Genomic DNA, 16,982 nt, shown 5'->3' on the forward strand with positions numbered 1-16,982 from the left:
CTTCCTAATTTGGGCCCTCCCCTGTCGGTGCGCCCCCCCGGGGGGCGGGTGCGGGGGGGCAATCACATGGTGGGGGCGTTACGGGGGGCCCCGCGGGCGGGGGCCCCCCCGATTCTCGGGACGCGGTGGGATCAGAAGGTGCGCTTCAGCAGACCGAACAGCGCGTCCCAGTGACGCTCGGCGGCCTCGGCGGAGTACGAGGGGGTGTCGGCCTGGGTGTAGCCGTGCTCGGCGCCCCGGTAGATCTCGCAGGTGTTGCGGACCCCGGCGGCGGTGAGCGCCTCCTCGAAGGTGCGGATCTGCTCCTCGGTCATCGACTGGTCCTGGTCGGCGAAGCCGAAGTACACCTCCGCCGTGATTCCGGCGGCCAGCAGGTGCGGGCTGTCCGCATCCTCGGTGACCAGGCGGCCGCCGTGGAAGCCGCCCACGGCCGCGACCCGGTCCGGGAACGCGGCAGCGGTCCGCACGGCCAGCCGGGCGCCCATGCAGTACCCGGTGATCGCGACCGGCCCGTCGGCCACCAGCGGGCTCTCGGCCAGCCAGTCGAGGTAGGCGGCCGAGTCCCGGTCGATGAACTCGGGCGTCAGCGACATCATGATCGGCATGATCCGCTGCCAGATCGTCGGGTCCGCCGAGGGGTCGATGAACTCGGGGAGGTCGATGACGGGCGTGCGGCCACTGCGGTAGAAGACGTTGGGGACCAGCACCGTGTAGCCCGCGCCGGCGAGCCGGTCCGCCATCGACTTCAGGTGCGGGCGGATGCCGTAGGCGTCCTGGTAGAAGAGCACGCCGGGGTGCGGGAGTCCGTCGGCGGGGTGGGCCAGGTAGGCGTCGGCGACGCCGTCCTCGGTGGTGATGTCCACGTCGGTTCCCTGTACGGCGGTCATGGCGCAGTGCCTCTCTGTGGAGTCGGCGTCGGGTCGGGGGAGGCCCGGCGCGGCATGTCACGATCATCGTGGCACGCGAAGGTGAGAGGACCCTCGCGCGGGGACCCCGGCGTCACTCGAAGCGCGAGGTGTCTCCCGCGCCCCGGCGGACGATCGCCGCCTCGCCGCCGGAGAAGTCGATGACCGTGGTCGGCTCGGTGCCGCAGTCCCCGGAGTCGACCACCGCGTCCACCTGGTGGTCGAGCCGGTCCTTGATCTCCCAGCCCTGGGTCAGCGGCTCCTTCTCGTCCGGCAGCAGCAGGGTGCTGGAGAGCAGCGGCTCGCCCAGCTCCGCCAGCAGCGCCTGGGTGACCACATGGTCGGGGATACGCACCCCGACGGTCTTCTTCTTCGGGTGCAGCAGCTTGCGCGGCACCTCCCGGGTCGCCGGCAGGATGAAGGTGTAGCTGCCGGGGGTCGAGGCCTTCACCGCCCGGAACACGTCGTTGTCGACCCGCACGAACTGGCCGAGCTGGGCGAAGTCGCGGCACATCAGGGTGAAGTGGTGCCGGTCGTCCAGGTGCCGGATGCCGCGGATCCGGTCGATGCCGTCGCGGCTGCCGAGCTGGCAGCCCAGCGCGTAGCAGGAGTCGGTCGGGTATGCGATGAGTGACCCCGAGCGCACCGCGTCGGCGATCTGGGAGATGCTGCGCGGCTGCGGGTTGTCGGGGTGCACGTCGAAGTACTTCGCCATTCGACGAGCTTATGCCGTACGGGCCCGGACGACCGCGCGGACCCGGTGGGGCGGGTGCGTTCCCGGGTCTGTGGGTCCGGTAGGGCGGGTGCGTTCCTGGGTCGTTGTGGGTCCGGTGGGGCGGGTGTGGGCCTGGATCGGTGTGGGACCGGTGTCGCCTTTTTCGGAGCCCGGCGGAGGGTGCTGATCCGTCCCAGCCCGCGTCTTCGGAATCCGTGTGCATACCCGCCGGACTTCCGGGGCACCCGCCTATCAGCCGCCCGAGGGCCCTCCCCCCCGGCCCCGGGTGAGGCGTTCTCTGCCGGCGGCCCCTCCCCCGAGGGCCGCCGGCGGAGGTGTAGCGGCGGCCGGGACCCGCCCAGGTTCATCGGGTAACGTCCGTAGGCCGAGGCGGACGCTAGGGACGAGGAGCAGGGCGAGATGGCAGGCCGGGAAGGCGAGGGCCCGCACCCCCCGGCATCCCACGGCGACACCTGGGCCGCGCAGCTCCTCGACCATCTGCGGCCCGGCGCCCGTGACCCGCGCCGCGTGGTCGCCTGGCTCGCCCGCGCGGTGCAGGCCACCGTCTGCCTCCAGGACGCCGACGGCACCCTGCTCGCCGGGGAGCGGCTGTCCCTCGACGACGGCCTCGTCGCCGAGGTGGTCACCGGCCGGATCTCCGCCGCCGCCGTCCAGGACGGTAAGCGGCATCTCCGGGTGGTCTCCGTGCACGCCCCAGAGCAGCGCCCGGGGGCCACCTCGCTGCTCGCCGTGGCCCGTGCCACCCCCTTCGACCGGCGCGCCGCCGAGATCGTCACCCACACCGCCGGCATCGTCGAACTCCTGCTGCGCGAGCGCGAGTCGACGGCCGCCGGACGCCGGCTCCGACGGGCCACCGCCGATCTGCGCCTGGCCATCCTGCAACTGCTGATGGTGGAGGACACCGTCTCCGCCCGGCGGGTCGCCGCCGGGCTGTGGCCCGGCCTCCTCGACACCGACAGCGTCTGCGTGTACATCGTCGAGGGGCACCCGGCGGACCGCGACGGGCTCGCCGAGGACTGCCTCGACATCACCCGCGGCCAGGCCCTGGTGGTGCGCTGCCCCGCCGTCGACGGCCATGTCATCGTCGTCAGCCCCGCTCCCACGGCGGGTCAGTGGCTGCGCTCGCTGGTCGACGGCCGCCCCGGCACCTTCCTCGGCGGCAGCGTCCGGCAGAGCCTCGCCCGCACCGCCACCGCCTACGGCCAGGCCATCAGCGCCCTGGCCGTCGCCCGCTTCCGCCCCGACCAGGCCGCCGTCTACGCCGAACGCACCCACCCGGAACGGCTGATGGACCCCGCCGCGCTGCACGCCTGGTCCACGACCGTGCTCCGGCCGCTGGACACCCTGCCCCACCACACCCGCGCGGAACTCCTCGCCACCACCCGCCTGGGCCTGGAGTTCACCGCCGTCAGCGCGGCCAAGGTCCTCGGCGTCAGCCGCAACACCGTCCGCGCCCGCATGGACCGCGTGGAGGCCCTCCTGGGCGCCGATTTCTCCGACCTCGCGGTGCGCGCCATCGCTCATCTGGCCCTGAACGCCGAGGCGGCCCGGACCGAGGACCTCGGCGCCACGGCACCCCAGACGTCCGGCGCGCGGCTCGGGGACCTGCTGGCCGGACCCGGACTCCGCGCCTGGGCGCACGACCTGCTGGACCGGCTGACCCGGGACGGCCGTGATCTGCGCGGCACCCTGCGCGCCTGGATCTCCGCCGGCGGCAACGCCGAACGCGCCGCCCAGGACCTGGGGGTGCACGCCCAGACCGTCCGCGAACACGTCCGGGGCGCCGAACCCGTCCTGGAGCGTCAGCTGCTGGCCGCCGGCACCGACCTGTACGAGGTCGTCCTGGCCCACCTCGCCCTCGGGGACCTCACCGCCCCCGCCCTGCTCCGGGCGAATCCGGGCCAACCGGACTCACCTGTGCACGGGTGAGCCCTCCGGGTGCCCGATCGGGCATCGACGCGGTACCCAACGGCCGGATCCGCACGTAAGTTCACGTTCCGCGGGGGCACGACCGGAACGGGGGACCGGTCGCAGCCCCCGCGACCCCGGATCCGCGCGGGGGGCTCACGTCCCGAGCCGTACCGGGATCTCCTGCCAGCCGAAGGCGATGAACGACGGCACCTGCCGCAGTTCCTCCGCCCCGACCGCCAGCCGCAGACCCGGGAAGCGGCCGAACAGGGCGGGCAACGCGGCGAGTGCCTCCGCCCGGGCCAGCGGCGCGCCGATGCAGCGGTGCACCCCGAGTCCGAACGAGAGATGGTCGTCGGCGCCGCGCGCCGCGTCGAACACGTCCGCGTCCGCTCCGTAGCGCTCCGGGTCCAGGCCCGCCGCCGCGTACGTCGTGATGATCGCGTCCCCGGCCGGAACGGTGACGTCCGCCACCTTCAGGTCGGTCACCGCGAACCGCAGCGGCAGTGCGGCGATCGACGGATGAACCCGCAGCGTCTCGTCGATCACCGCGCCCCAGCCGACCGTCCCGGCGCGCACCGCCGCCAGCTGCCCCGGATGTGTCAGCAGCGCCACCACCGCGTTGCCGATCAGGTTGACCGTGGTCTCGAAACCGGCGCCGATCACCAGCAGCAGCGTGTACAGCAGCTCCTCGTCGCTGAGCCGGTCACCGTCCTCGTCGCGGACCCGGATCAGCTCCGTGGTCATGTCGTCGCCGGGACGGGCGGCCTTGTACGCGATCAGCCCGCCGAGGACCGTGCCGATCCGCTCCTGCACGAACGCCGCGTGCTCCGGGGTCGGGTCGGAGGTGTCCATGATGGCCGCGATGAGCCGGCCGGTGTCCTCCCGCATGTCCTCGGGCACGCCGAACAGTTCGCAGATCATCCGCATGGGCAGCGGATGCGCCAGCTCCGCACGGAGGTCCACCACCGAGCCGTCGGCGCCCGCGGCCGCCACCGCGTCGAGCAGCTCCCCGGCGATGGCGGCGACGCGCGGCAGCATCGCCTCGGTACGCCGGTGCGTGAAGCTCGGCGCCACCAGCTTGCGCAGCCGCGTGTGGTCGGGGCCGTAGGCGGAGAGCATGTTGACCACGCCGATCCAGCTGACCACCCAGCCCCAGGAGGGGTGTTCGCCGATCTCCGGCCACAACCGCCAGTGCTGGCGCGGGTCCTTGCTGACCCGGGGGTCGAGGATGAGTTCCTTGAGGACGTCGTAGCCGGTGGGCGCCCAGGCGGGTATGCCGCCGGGCAGTTCAACCGGAACGACGGGGCCGAGGGCACGTAACCGTGCGCTCTCCGCCGCGATGTCGGAGCCGAACGGGTCGAGGGCGATACGGTCGGTGACGGTCACGACGACTCTCCAGGCTGGTCGGGGGAGCGGGGGCTGAACCGGACGGGCAGGGCCGTCAGCGAGCGGTGGAACGGGCCGGGCCGCCAGCTGAGCCGTTCGCGGGGCAGGACCGGGTCGAGGTCGGGCAGCCACAGGGTGAGCCGCTCGATCGCCTCGGTCGCGATGAGCAGCGCGTGGTGCCGCACCGGGCAGGCGTGGGGGCCCGCGCCCCACGACAGGTGCGAGGCGTCACCGGCCCGCCGGCCGCTGCTGACCTCCCGCTCGGCGAACAGCCCCACGGCACCGAAGGAGACGACCACCGGGATCGCCGGCCTGACCCACGCCCCGTGGAAGGAGACGGGCCGGCGGGCGTAGTAGATCCCGTAGTTGGCCAGCGGGGTCTCGTGGTGCAGCACCTCGATCACCGCGTCCATGACCGGGCGGGCGCCGCTGGTCAGCGTGGAGTAGTAGACGGAGTTGCCGAGGACCCGGGACAGTGCGTTGGACACCAGGTTGGTGGTCGGCTCGTATCCCGCGCCGAGGGTGAGGAAGACCTGCCAGGTGACCTCCTCCGGGGTCAGCCCGGCCGGATGGTCCAGGAGCATGCTCGGCAGGTCCTCGCCGCGCTCGGCGACCTTGGCGGCGACCAGCCGCAGCACGTAGTCGGCGAACTCCGCCTCGCCCTCGGCCGCCTGCGCGCCACCCTCCATCATCTTCAGGAGGCCCTCGTTGAGCCGGTCGCCCTGGCTGTCGGGCAGTCCGAACAGGTTGTTGAAGACCAGCGCCATCAGCGGCCGGGTGAAGTCGGCGACGAGATCGGCCTCGCCGCGCGGCCCGAAGCGGTCCACCAGCAGGCGTACCGCCCGGTGCACCAGGGCGCGCAGGTCGTGCGGCTCGATCAGGTCGAACACGTCGATGAGGCTGGTGCGGTAGCGGATGTGGGCGTCGGCGTCGGAGAACAGGGCGTTGGGCCGCCAGCGCATCATGCCGAGCAGCGGGGAGTCCTCGGGGACGGTGGCCTCCCAGTCCCGCGGGTCGTGCGAGAAGGTCTCCACGTCCCGCAGCACGTCGAGGGCGGCATGCCGCTCGGTGATCACGTACGCGGGCGTGCCCGGCGCGAGTTCCGCCCAGCCCACCGGGCCCTGGGCGCGCAACGCCGCGTAGTAGCCGTGCGGGTTCCGGGCGAAGCCGTCCTCCCACAGGCGCACCGGTCCGGAGACGGTGAAGGACTGCTGCACGGTCATCGGGCCTCCGCCGGCCGGTCGTCGATCAGATGCTGTACGAGGGCGAGCAGCGCGTCGACCGAGGAGTGCGGGTCCCGGGCGTCACAGGTCACCATCGGGGTGCCCGGCTCCAGGTCCAGGGCGGCGCGCAGCTGTTCGCCCGTGTAGTGGCTGGGCGCGTCGGGAAACGCGTTGAAGGCGACCGCGTACGGCAGCCCCGCCTCCTCCACAAGCCCCAGCACGTCGAAGGAGGCGTCGATGCGGCGGCTGTCCACCAGGACCAGGGCGCCCAGCGCCCCGTAGGAGATGTCGTCCCACAGCGTCCGGAACCGCTGCTGCCCCGGAGTCCCGAACAGATAGAGCACGATGCCGCCGGCCAGGCTGATCCGACCGAAGTCGATCGCGACGGTCGTCGTCTCCTTCTCCCGCACCCCGTCGAGTCCGTCGACATGGACGGAGGCCTCGGTGAGGTGCTCCTCGGTGTGCAGCGGGCGGATCTCCGACACCGAGTCGATCAGGGTCGTCTTGCCCACCCCGAACGGCCCGGTGACCAGGATCTTCACCAAGTCGCGGGCGGTGTCGGGGAGATGGGGGCCGCCCGCGCGGGGCAGCTCACCGGTGCTTGAGGGCGCGGAGGCCATCGGCCACTCTCTTCAGCAGGTCGGGGTCGAACCGTTCGGCGGGCGGGATCGGCGCGCGGGCCTGGACCAGGTCCCGGTCGACGAGGTCGGCGGCCAGCACCCGGACGGCGGAGACCGGCAGCATCAGCAGCGCCGCCGCCTCCACCAGCGTCAGCGCACCACCGGACAGCAGCTCCAGCAGGGCCTGTTCGGCCGCGGGGAGACCGGCGGGCAGGGGGGTGCCGTCGCGGGTGAGCACCGTCAGCCGTTCCAGATACGGACGGCTGGGCCGAGCCACCCCGCCGGTCGAGAGATACGCGGGGACCAGGGGACGGCCGCCACGGCGGCCGGTCATGCCGGCGCGCCGCCGTCGGAGCCTCTGGGCGCCGCCGCCATCGCCTTCTCGCCGAGCCGGGCCACCTGCGAGTGCACCCGGTGCGCCAGCAGGTCCAGCCGCACCTCCGGGTCGCCGTAGGCCGCCACACAGGTGCCGTGGTCGGTCGGCACGATCAGCACGTACCCGTGGTCCGACTCGACGACCACCTGCCGCACCTCGGCCCGGTCCCGGTCCGCGAACGCGGCGGCCGCGGCCCGGCAGGCGCCCTGCACGGTACTGGTGATCGCGGCCACCCGCTCGGCGGTCGCCTGGGACAGGGCGTCGGTGTAGCCCGTCGCGAGGCCGTCCCGGGTGAGCAGGACGGCGGCCAGTACATGCGGTACCTGCAGGATCGGATCCAGCACCCATGCCGTCTCGCCCGCATCGCGGCTGGTCATCTGGCCGCTCCTCCTTCGTCGTCGGTCAGTTGGGGATCGGGCGCGCCGGCCCGCCTGGGAGTGCGCGCCGCCGCGGTGCCGTACTGCAGGGCCGCGAGCGCGGCGGCCGCCTCCTCGGGGCGCCGGGCGGCCGGCTGCTGCCGCGGTACGCCGGGGACGTCGGGACGGGTACGACGCCGTCGCTGCGGCAGACCGCCCTGGTCCCCCGGCTCCTGGTGGCCGGGGGCGCGCTCGTGCTCGGCCGCGGCGGGCGCCGGTGCCGGTGCGGCCGGTGCCGGTGTGGCCGGTGCCGGGGACTCGGCCGACCGCGGCTCGTGCGCGGCCGGTTCGCGCGCCGGTTTCCGGCGCACCACCGTGCGCTCGCGCGTCGAGCGCGGTGCGCTGGCCGACGGCGGCCGTGCCTCCGGGTCGATCCGGCCGAGCAGATGGCTGTCGACCCGCAGCACCGCGCGCACCCCGCCGTACGGCGAGGGGGAGGAGACGTCGACGCTCAGGTCGAACTGGCGGGTGAGCTGGCCGACCGCGGCCAGGCCCATGCGCGGCGGATCGCCGAGGTCGGTCAGCAGGATCGGGTCGCTGCCCGCCACCAGCCGCTGGCCGCGGGCCCGTTCGTCCTGCGTCATACCGAGGCCGGCGTCGTCGACGGTGACGCACACCCCGTGGTGGACGTGCTCCAGATTGACCACGACGTCGGTGTCCGGTGCCGAGTGGCGCAGCGCGTTGTCGAGGAGTTCGGCGACGATGATGGCGACCGGCTCGACCGCGTGGGACACCAGGGCGGTGCCCGGCTCCAGATGGTTGTGGACCGTGACCCGGTGGTAGCCGGCGAGCCGGGCCTGACCGCCGGTCACGGCGTCCACCACGTGCGACTCCTCGCGGGCCAGCCCCACCCAGGCCCCGCATACCACGGCGGCCACCTGCGCCCGCCGCAGCGACTGCTCGTTCTCGTGGTCCAGCGCGAACAGCGTCTGCGCCAACTCCGGTTCGTCGTAGCGCTGCTGGAGTCCCCGCAGGGCGTCCTGCAGGCGGTACAGGGCGGCCTGGATCTCCCGGGTGGCGCCCCGCAGACCGGCCTGGGCGGCCGCGTCGATCCGGGTGCGCTGCGCGGTCAACTCCTCGCGCAGCGCGGTGAGTACGTACTCCAGCGCGATCCCCGTGGGGGTCCCGGGCGTGTTCTGCCCGGCCGGACCCGGCACCTTGAGGTGCGGATGCGTGAGCTGCGCGGCGGCGGCCGGCATCCGGCGGGCGGCCAGATGCTCGATCTCGGCGATGAACGTGCCCTCGACTCCCGCCAGTCGGGCACGCAACTCCTGCGCCTCGGCCCGCAGTGCCGCCTTCTGGCGCCGGGCCCGCAGCAGGCTGCCACCGAGGGCGAGCGCGGAGAGCGTTCCGGCGGCGAGACCACCGGCCACCAGTTCCGGTAATTCGATCATGGAATCGGTTTCCAGGGGGAGTAGGGCAGCAGTGGGCACGGGGAGCCCAGGGCCCTCCCATGTGGCGCTCGCAGCACAGTACACACCGTCATCGACCGGTCCCGCACGGTGAATCGTTACATCACTTCGAATCCGCTCGGTGAGTGTTCGCTTCTGTGTCAACTGTCGGAAATGCCGTACGGAGAAGGCGAGTTGGAGCCGTGTGCGGTTCGTGCCGTCAGCGCGTGGCGGCGGCCGGCGCCGGCAGGTCGAAGACGTGGGCGGGCGAGATGATCTGTGTGATCGTCCGCCCGACCAGGGTGCTGGGCTCGATGTTCCCCCGGTAGCTGATGTCGGTGTTCAGCAGGACGACCACGGTCGTCCGCGCCGACGGCAGGTAGACGGTCAGGGCCTCGTAACCCGGCAGCGAGCCGTTGTGCCCGATCCACCCCTGGACGTCGAAGATGCCGAGCCCGTACCCGGCGCCCGGGATCTCCGTCGGCGGGGCCGTCAGCCGCTGCTTCTGGACGACCGGGCCGACCATGGCCGTACCGTCGGGGAAGACGCCGGTGGCCGCCGTACGCGCCCACGTGTGCAGGTCGTCCAGATCCGAGATCATCGCGCCGGCCGCCCAGGCCCAGGAGGGGTTCCAGCCGGCGGTCTCCTCCACCTTTCCGGTCGCCGTCTGGTCGGTGTAGCCCTGTGCGTGCGGGGCGGGGAACTCGTTCCCGGTCGGGAACAGAGTGTGGCTCATGCCCGCCGGAGCCAGGACGTGCTCCTGGAGGTAGTCGCCGAGCCGCTGCCCGCTCTCCTTCTCGACGAGCAGGCCGAGCAGGATCAGATTGGTGTTGGAGTAGGAGAACTTCTGCCCCGGCTGGAACAGCGGCGGGTGCTTGAAGGAGTAGGCGAGCAACTCCCGTGGCGTGAAGGGGCGTTGCGGATCCGAGGTCAGCGCCTTGAAGAAGCTGTTGTCCTCGGAGTAGTTGAACAGCCCGCTGCGCATCCCGGCCAGGTCCCGCAGGGTGATCCGGTCGCCGCCCGGCACCCCGTCGAGGTACTCGCCGATGGGGTCGTCCAGGCCCACCTTGCCCTGGTCGACCAGTTGCAGCACGGCCGTCACGGTGAACATCTTGGTCTCGCTGCCGATCCGCATGTACAGGTCGGACGACATCTTCTGCCCGGTGTCCTTGTTCGCGACCCCGAACGAGCGAACGTAGTCGGGCCGGCCGGGTGTCCAGACCCCGACCGTCACCCCGGGCACGTCGGCCTCGCGCATGACCTTCCGCACGGCCGCGTCGAGTTGCCGGGCCACGGCCGGGGTCATGCCCAGGACGTCCGGGCTGCCGGACGGTGACGGGGTGGGCGAGGGCGCGGCGATCGCGGCCGGTGCGGAGGCGGCCGCCCCGTCGGCCGGCGGCACCGTCAGTGTCCCCAGCACGACGGCGATCGCGGCCCCGCCGCGCAGCATGGCGGACGTGTGCGACATGGGCTGACTCCAAGCACGTGAGAGGGACGTGCGGTGGGGTCGGACGTCAGAACCCTGACTTCACAGGATACGAGTGCGCGTCCGACGGTGCCTGTCGACCGGGGGACCCCGGAATGCTTGTAGGACAGGCGGCCGGGTCCGATCGGGGGGCTGTGCTCACCCGACCCGGTGAGCGCGTCGGACGGCGCGTACCGCCGGCGCGTTCCGGGCGTTGCTCCGGCATGGACGGATCCTCACCCACGCCCTGGCACCCGGCCCGGGAGCCGCGCGCCCTCCGCTCCAGCGAGCCGATCTACGCCCAGCTCCGGCAGGAGTGGCGGGACCAGGGCCGTACCGTGCCGGCCGGCCCCGAGAGCCGGCGCGCCATCGTGTTCGTCCCGCCGCCCCGTCGCTGACCTCGCTACTCCCCGCACATCGGGGCCAGCACCGCCAGCGCCCCGTTGGCCTCCCGCAGGGCCACCTCCAGCGTGCCCGGCGGATGCAGCGCACCACTGCCGTCCGGCGGCACCAGCCACTCCAGATACCGCGCCGGCCGGTACGGCGGCGGTACGGCGACCCAGGCGCCCTTGGTCGCATAGCGCAGGCCGGAGCCGATCCAGCCGCCGGACGGATCGGGCGGCAGGAAGAAGCCGACCCGGCCCGCGGCGCTGTCCACCAGGGTGGGCCCGGGCACCGGCAGCGACGGCCGCCACAGCAGGTCCAGGGTGAGCAGACCGAGCCGTTCCGGGACGCTCAGGACGTCCCAGAAGCGGCCCGCCTCCAGCAGGGCCACGCCCTCCCCGTGGTCCCACTCCCGCTTGCACGTCCGGGGGTCCGCCGAGGCCGCCGCGAGCCATTCCACACCCTGCATCCACATCGCGTTCGTCATGCACCGCTCCGGGGGATCACCGCTCACCTGTTTCGGGCGCAGGGAACGACCGACACCGGGCAGTCGGTGCGTTCGCACGCCGACCCGGCATATGCATGCTGGTAGATATTTCTATGTGGCGGAAGGGGTGGCGAACCCTGGCGTTTTGGGGCGAATGTTCGAACACCGAGTGCCGGTGCGCTTGGCGAGCGGTGCGAGGCAGTCCCTCGGGCGCGGGTGGCGCATGAATCCGTCGTCGCGGCAAATGATTCGAGCGTCAGATGTTGTAGTCGCGCTGGTATCGGTCGTATGCTCCCGGCATTCCGTCGCCGCCCGCTCCCGACCAGGGGTATTCCATGGACCGCACCCGACTGCACGCCCTGCTGGCCCGGGAGAGCGCCGAGGCCGAGCGGCGAAATCCCCGCTCCCGAGCGGCATATGCCGACGCCGGCCATCTCTTCGGCCGGGTCCCGATGACCTGGATGAACAAGACCGCCGGTGCCTTCCCGCGCTATCTGGCGACCGCGCGCGGCGCCCGGGTCACCGACATCGACGGGCACACGTACATCGACTTCTGCCTGGGCGACACCGGCGCGATGGCCGGTCACTCGCCGGCCGTCGTGACGGAGGCGGTACACCGCAGGTTCGCCGAGTTGGGCGGGGCCACCGCGATGCTGCCGACGGAGGACGCGGAGTGGGTGGGCGCGGAGCTGACCCGCCGCTTCGGGCTGGCCCGCTGGAGCTTCTCGCTCACCGCGACGGACGCCAACCGGTGGGCGATCCGGCTCGCCCGGGCCGTCACCGGCCGCCCGAAGATCCTGGTGAACAGCTACAGCTACCACGGCAGCGTCGACGAGTCCCTCATCGTCGTGGGCCCCGACGGCCAGGGCGCACCCCGCCCCGGAAACGTCGGCGCGCCCTGTGACGTCACCCTGACCAGCCGGGTCGCCGAGTTCAACGACCTGGCGCAGCTGGAGCGCGAACTCGCCCACGGCGACGTGGCCGCCGTCCTCATGGAACCCGCGCTCACCAACATCGGCATCGTCCTGCCGGAGCCCGGCTACCTGGCCGGCGTGCGCGCCCTGACCCGGCAGTACGGCACGCTGCTGATCAACGACGAGACGCACACCTTCTCCGCCGGCCCCGGCGGCTGCACCGCCGCCTGGGACCTGGAGCCGGACCTGCTGACCATCGGCAAGGCCATCGGCGGCGGCATCCCGGCGGGCGCCTACGGCCTCTCCGCCGAGCTCGCCGAGCGCCTGCTGGCCCGTGCCGACCTGGACCTGGTCGACATGGGCGGGGTCGGCGGCACCCTCGCCGGCAACGCGCTCTCGGTCGCGGCGACCCGGGCCACCCTGGAGCATGTCCTCACCGACGAGGCCTTCGCCCGCATGGCGCGGCTCTCCGAACGCTTCGAGACCGGCGTCCGGCAGGCCGTGGACGCGCACGCCCTGCCGTGGTCGGTCAGCCGGCTCGGGGCCCGCACCGAGTACCGCTTCGCCGCCCCGGCCCCGCGCACCGGCACCGAGTCCGCGGCCGCCGCCGACCCCGAGCTGGAGGACTTCCTGCACCTCTACCTCGCCAACCGGGGCATCCTCCTGACCCCGTTCCACAACATGGCCCTGATGTGCCCCGACACCACCGAGCAGGACGTCGACACCCACACCGCGGTGTTCGGCGCCGCCCTGCTCGCACTGGTCGGCTGAGGGCGGGAAAGAGGACGGGAAGGGGAGTCGGGACCCACATGGACGACATCGACCGGGCCATCCTGCGCGAGCTGCAGAACGACGGCCGGATCGCCTACGCCGACCTCGGACCCCGGGTCGGCCTGTCCGCCTCCGCGGCCCGGCAGCGGCTGCAGCGCCTGCTGGACTCCCGGGCCGTGCAGGTCGTCGGCGTCACCGACCCGATGGCCATGGGCGGCCAGGCGATGGCGTTGCTCGGCATCGGCGTGGACGGCGACCCCCGCGTCGTCGCCGACGCCCTCGCCGCGCACCCCGAAGTGGTCTACTCGGTGTTCGCCTCGGGCGGCTTCGACCTGTTCGCGGAGGTGGTCACCCCCGGCCCGAAGGACCTGCTCGACTTCGTCAACGACGTCGTCCGGCCCATCGAGGGCGTGCGCGAGGTCCGCTCGTTCCCGTACTTCGGCATCCACACCCACCGCTTCCTGTGGGACGTGGGCTGAGCCGGGACGTGGGCCGGGATGGGCCGGGACCTCAGGTGATGGCGGGCGCCAGGACGAGCATGGTGGCGTCGTCCCGCACCTCGCAGCGCCGGGTCAGGTCGGCCCACACCAGTTCGGTGAGCTCGGGGGCCTCCGCGCCGGCGAACACGGCCAGCCGGTCCGGGAGCGGGTAGAAGCGCCCGGCCCGGTCACGCGCCTCCCAGACGCCGTCCGAGGCGATGAACAACCGGTCGCCGGGCCCCAGCTCGACCGTGACCTCCTTCGGCGGTTCCACCCCCACCAGACCGAGCCCCACCGGTGCCCCCGGCGCGACCGCCAGTTCCTGGGCACGGCCGTCGCGCAGCAGCACCGGCGCGGGATGGCCGCAGGCCACCAGCCGCACCGACCGCAGATCGGCGGAGAACTCCACCAGCAGGGCTGTCGCGAACAGCTCCGCGTGCGGTACGTCGCCCGAGTCCACCGTCAGCCGGCGGTCCATCCGCGCCGCCACCGACTCCAGGTCCGGCTGGTCGAGGACCGCCTCCCGGAACGCGCCGAGCAGCGACACCACCGTGGAGACGGCGGCCAGCCCGTGCCCGCGTACGTCCCCCATCACCGCCCGCACGCCGAAGGGTCCCTCCCGCACGTCGAAGAAGTCCCCGCCGACCAGCGTGCCGTGCTGTGCGGCCCGGTACAGCCCGGCGCACCCCACCGCCCCGACCCGCTCCGGCAGCGGCGGCAGCACGGCCCGTTGCACCGCCTCGCCCACCGCCCGCTCGGTGACCAGCTGAGCGTCCCGGTGACTGCGCACGTACGACACGAACACGCTCAGCAGTGCGACGAAGGTGACCGTGAGCAGGTCGGTGTCGCCGGGATGGTTCAGATGGGTGGCGGGCACGTTCAGCAGGACCACGACCAGGCAGCTGAGCACGGCCGTCGCCAGCGGGCCGTACGACAGGACGGCCAGCGGCGGGATGGCCCCGAGCAGGAAGCCGAAGTCGTGTCCGTCGGGGCTGATCAGTGTCGCCGCGGTCACGATCGCGAGCAGCAGCAAGGGCAGCACCCGTACCCAGCGCGGCGGCGGCGCACCCTGCAGCCAGCCACGTCCGTCCCGGTAGCCACGCGGCGACCAGCCGCGCACCGAAGTCACATCCCTAAGCTACGCCCGTGCCCGGGCACCGGTCCCGTGCGGATCTTGAAATGCCGTGGTGGCGCATTCCGCGGGCGGGTCCGGATCGGGGCCCCACCGTTGGGCCGCACGCCCGAGACGGGACGGAAGGAGGCGAGTGTGATGTACCTCACCCACCCCGCGCTCCCTCATGGCCTTCCGGGCGCGACAGGTCGGAGACGGCCCGGGAGCCGGGCGACGACCGCCGCCGGCGCCGGGTGACGTGCCGGACCCTTTGCAGAGCGCTAGCCGACGTCCTTGCCCAGCAGGGTCTCCGCCTCCGTGAGGATCTCGGTGACCCGCAGCGCGAACGCGGCGTCACAGGGGTGCGGGCGGCCCGTGCGGGCGGCGGTGACCAGGGCGTCGGCGGCCCGGGACAGGGCGGGTACCGCTCCTTCCGTACTCCTCGGCAGCAGCGTCACCCCTGCCTCGCCCCGCAGCTCCACATCGGCCCCGGCCGCCGCCGGGGGAGCCGTGAGGCTCAGGGTCACCGTGCTCGACGCGCCGCCGGCATGGTCGAGAACCAGATGGACGGTGTCCGCGGGGCCGTGCACGGCGGCCGCCACCCGCCGTACGTCGCCCAGGACCGGCAGCAGCACGGAAAGGGCGTGCGGGCCCACGTCCCACAGCGCGCCCTTCTCCCGTCGCCACGGCGACGCGGCGAACGGGCTCTCGTCGGTGAACACCGACCCCAGCCACTGCGCCCGTGCCGTGAACCAGCCCGCCGTGGCGGCCTGCTCGCCGATCCACGCCTCGGGTTCGCCCTGGAAGCGGGTGGTGAAGAAGACCACCGAGGCGACCCCGGCCCGCTTGGCCGCCGCCACCACCGCCCGCCCCTCGGCGACGCCGAGCGCGAGGGGCTTGTCCAGCAGCAGATGCCGGCCCGCCGCCGCGGCCCGCACCGCCAGTTCCGCCTGGACGGCCGGCGGCAGCGCCACCGCCACCGCGTCGACATCGGCGAACAGCGCGTCCACGTCGTCGTACGCCCGGACCCCGTACTCCTCGGCCAGCTCCGCCGCAGCTTCCGGGCGGCGGCCCCACACCCCGGTGAAGTCCAGCGATCCGTGCCCCGCCAGCGCGGGGGCGTATGCCGCCCGTGCCCAGGGGCCCGTCCCCAGCAGTCCGATGCGCATCTCCCGTTCCCTTCTCCGTGCCCGGTTCCACCTCGTCGCCCAGACCGTCAAGGCGTCCTGCTTCGCCCGCCGTTGACGTACGGCCGGTGCTGCTCCGTGCCGTGCGCCAGCCAGCCGGCGATGGTCTCGGCGATCGGCTGACCGGTGTCCATCTCGACGAAACCGAACTGACCCGACTGGTTGCACTCCAGGAACCACCAGATGCCGTCGGCGTCCTCCGCGAAGTCGAAGGCACCATAGGCCAGCTCGGCGTCCTTCATATACGTGTGAACGGTCTCGGCGACTCGCGGCGGTACCTCCGCCGCCAGCCAGGGAGAGTTGGACGGGGCGAACCGGACGTCCACGTCGTCGGGACGCGCGTCCGGGCTCACCGGCTTGCGGGCGGCCAGCAGCCGCTCGCCGACCACCGTCAGCCGGATGTCGGCCCGCTTGGCCACCCGTCGCTGCAACAGCGTCGGCCCGAACGCCACCGCCGCGAAGTCGGTGTCCGGTGCCACCCGGCTGGTCGGCACCGCCCGCGGCGGCTCCTGCGGATGCGCCCCCGACACCGGCTTGACCACCAGGTCCGGAAAGCGCTCGGCGAACTCCCTGGCCGCCTGCGGGAACGTGGTGATGAGCGTCGCGGGCACGGCGAGCCCGCTGCGCTGCGCCAGCCGTAGCTGCCACGGCTTGTGGCGGGCCCGGCGGGCCGCGTCCGGATGGTTCATCCAGCGCGCGTCGGTCCCGCGCAGCATGCCGTACAACGCCTGTTCGGACTCCTCGGTCAGCCAGGCGGACGGCTGGGGGGCCCGGGCGGCCGCCACTCCCGGCCTGCGCACCCAGATGGAGCGGAGGCCGTTCATGCTCACCAGGCGCCCGTTCACGGACAGGTGTCCGCGACTGGCGCCCTGCACATACTCGCCCGACAGGGCCACACCGCTGGTCAGATCGGCAGGATCGAGGCGAACGACGGGCACTCCGGTCTCGTGCAGCCGGAGGACCACCATGTCCGCCGTCACGTCCTCGTCACTGGTCAGGATGAGCACGGTCATCGTCGGGGTCCGCGCTCAGTCGTCGAAGTGCGTCTTGGAGCCCGCCGTGGAGGTCGTGGTCCCCAGGGCTCTGAGCGTTGCGTGATCGGTGGCTGCGATCCGGCCATCGAGGAGAACGTTCAACTGCAGTCCGGAGTCATACGCGTACGGAGTGGTGACGTCCAACTGCACTGCGGGGCGTGCGTAGTTGAGCGCGAACGGTTGCAT

Annotated in this window: 18 protein-coding genes; 4 read left to right on the plus strand and 14 right to left on the minus strand. The window is 73.0% G+C overall.

The features are described 5' to 3' along the window. Window positions 1-131: 131 nt before the first annotated feature. On the minus strand, window positions 132-887 hold the full coding sequence (locus AB0N16_RS27650) for a dienelactone hydrolase family protein (RefSeq protein ID WP_365801203.1): 756 nt from the start codon (window positions 885-887) through the stop codon (window positions 132-134). Window positions 888-999: 112 nt separating this feature from the next. Continuing rightward, the gene (locus AB0N16_RS27655; RefSeq protein ID WP_365801205.1) at window positions 1,000-1,620 is read right to left on the minus strand and encodes an L-threonylcarbamoyladenylate synthase; all 621 of its coding nucleotides are present in this window, start codon (window positions 1,618-1,620) and stop codon (window positions 1,000-1,002) included. 420 nt (window positions 1,621-2,040) lie between these two features. Between AB0N16_RS27655 and AB0N16_RS27660 the strand changes: the two genes are divergently transcribed. Next, window positions 2,041-3,570, plus strand: coding sequence for a helix-turn-helix domain-containing protein (locus tag AB0N16_RS27660; RefSeq protein WP_365801207.1), 1,530 nt, complete (start codon window positions 2,041-2,043; stop codon window positions 3,568-3,570). Between the two features lie 135 nt (window positions 3,571-3,705). Here AB0N16_RS27660 and AB0N16_RS27665 read toward each other — a convergent pair whose 3' ends face one another. The 7 genes from AB0N16_RS27665 to AB0N16_RS27695 all read right to left on the minus strand — a co-directional run bounded on the left by AB0N16_RS27665 (window position 3,706) and on the right by AB0N16_RS27695 (window position 10,432). After that, window positions 3,706-4,938, minus strand: a complete 1,233-nt coding sequence (locus tag AB0N16_RS27665) for a cytochrome P450 (protein ID WP_365801209.1) — start codon at window positions 4,936-4,938, stop codon at window positions 3,706-3,708. After that, a complete protein-coding gene (locus tag AB0N16_RS27670; protein ID WP_365801211.1) occupies window positions 4,935-6,161 on the minus strand; it encodes a cytochrome P450 in 1,227 nt (408 codons plus the stop codon). The genes AB0N16_RS27665 and AB0N16_RS27670 overlap by 4 nt, the downstream gene beginning before the upstream one ends. After that, the gene (locus AB0N16_RS27675; RefSeq protein ID WP_365801213.1) at window positions 6,158-6,781 is read right to left on the minus strand and encodes an ATP/GTP-binding protein; all 624 of its coding nucleotides are present in this window, start codon (window positions 6,779-6,781) and stop codon (window positions 6,158-6,160) included. Before AB0N16_RS27675 ends, AB0N16_RS27670 begins: the two co-directional genes overlap by 4 nt. Continuing rightward, entirely contained in the window at window positions 6,753-7,115 is a 363-nt protein-coding gene (locus AB0N16_RS27680; RefSeq protein WP_365801215.1) for a DUF742 domain-containing protein, read from the minus strand. Before AB0N16_RS27680 ends, AB0N16_RS27675 begins: the two co-directional genes overlap by 29 nt. Further along, window positions 7,112-7,534, minus strand: coding sequence for a roadblock/LC7 domain-containing protein (locus tag AB0N16_RS27685; protein WP_360494230.1), 423 nt, complete (start codon window positions 7,532-7,534; stop codon window positions 7,112-7,114). The genes AB0N16_RS27680 and AB0N16_RS27685 overlap by 4 nt, the downstream gene beginning before the upstream one ends. Then, on the minus strand, window positions 7,531-8,967 hold the full coding sequence (locus AB0N16_RS27690) for an ATP-binding protein (RefSeq protein ID WP_365801217.1): 1,437 nt from the start codon (window positions 8,965-8,967) through the stop codon (window positions 7,531-7,533). Before AB0N16_RS27690 ends, AB0N16_RS27685 begins: the two co-directional genes overlap by 4 nt. 217 nt (window positions 8,968-9,184) lie before the next feature. Then, a complete protein-coding gene (locus tag AB0N16_RS27695; RefSeq protein ID WP_365801219.1) occupies window positions 9,185-10,432 on the minus strand; it encodes a serine hydrolase domain-containing protein in 1,248 nt (415 codons plus the stop codon). A gap of 221 nt (window positions 10,433-10,653) precedes the next feature. On the opposite strand from AB0N16_RS27695, the gene AB0N16_RS27700 reads away from it, so the two are divergent. Beyond that, on the plus strand, window positions 10,654-10,827 hold the full coding sequence (locus AB0N16_RS27700) for a hypothetical protein (protein ID WP_365801221.1): 174 nt from the start codon (window positions 10,654-10,656) through the stop codon (window positions 10,825-10,827). Between the two features lie 5 nt (window positions 10,828-10,832). On the opposite strand, the gene AB0N16_RS27705 is transcribed toward AB0N16_RS27700, so the two are convergent. Then, window positions 10,833-11,300 carry a hypothetical protein gene (locus AB0N16_RS27705; protein WP_365801223.1) on the minus strand — a complete coding sequence of 156 codons (468 nt, stop codon included), beginning with the start codon at window positions 11,298-11,300 and terminating at the stop codon, window positions 10,833-10,835. 335 nt (window positions 11,301-11,635) lie between these two features. On the opposite strand from AB0N16_RS27705, the gene AB0N16_RS27710 reads away from it, so the two are divergent. Next, window positions 11,636-12,985: a transaminase gene (locus tag AB0N16_RS27710; RefSeq protein WP_365801225.1), complete on the plus strand. Its 1,350-nt coding sequence runs from the start codon at window positions 11,636-11,638 to the stop codon at window positions 12,983-12,985. 38 nt (window positions 12,986-13,023) lie between these two features. Next, the gene (locus AB0N16_RS27715) at window positions 13,024-13,464 is read left to right on the plus strand and encodes an Lrp/AsnC family transcriptional regulator (protein WP_365801227.1); all 441 of its coding nucleotides are present in this window, start codon (window positions 13,024-13,026) and stop codon (window positions 13,462-13,464) included. Between the two features lie 31 nt (window positions 13,465-13,495). On the opposite strand, the gene AB0N16_RS27720 is transcribed toward AB0N16_RS27715, so the two are convergent. The 4 genes from AB0N16_RS27720 to tgmA all read right to left on the minus strand — a co-directional run bounded on the left by AB0N16_RS27720 (window position 13,496) and on the right by tgmA (window position 16,982). Further along, window positions 13,496-14,593 carry a PP2C family protein-serine/threonine phosphatase gene (locus tag AB0N16_RS27720; protein WP_365801229.1) on the minus strand — a complete coding sequence of 366 codons (1,098 nt, stop codon included), beginning with the start codon at window positions 14,591-14,593 and terminating at the stop codon, window positions 13,496-13,498. Window positions 14,594-14,856: 263 nt separating this feature from the next. Beyond that, complete coding sequence (locus tag AB0N16_RS27725; protein WP_365801231.1) at window positions 14,857-15,744, minus strand: Gfo/Idh/MocA family oxidoreductase; 888 nt, start codon at window positions 15,742-15,744, stop codon at window positions 14,857-14,859. Between the two features lie 47 nt (window positions 15,745-15,791). Then, the gene (gene tgmB / locus AB0N16_RS27730) at window positions 15,792-16,775 is read right to left on the minus strand and encodes an ATP-grasp ribosomal peptide maturase (protein WP_365801233.1); all 984 of its coding nucleotides are present in this window, start codon (window positions 16,773-16,775) and stop codon (window positions 15,792-15,794) included. Between the two features lie 15 nt (window positions 16,776-16,790). Then, entirely contained in the window at window positions 16,791-16,982 is a 192-nt protein-coding gene (gene tgmA, locus AB0N16_RS27735; RefSeq protein ID WP_133024031.1) for a putative ATP-grasp-modified RiPP, read from the minus strand.

The sequence above is a fragment of the Streptomyces sp. NPDC051105 genome, assembly GCF_040682795.1.
Lineage (GTDB): Bacteria > Actinomycetota > Actinomycetes > Streptomycetales > Streptomycetaceae > Streptomyces.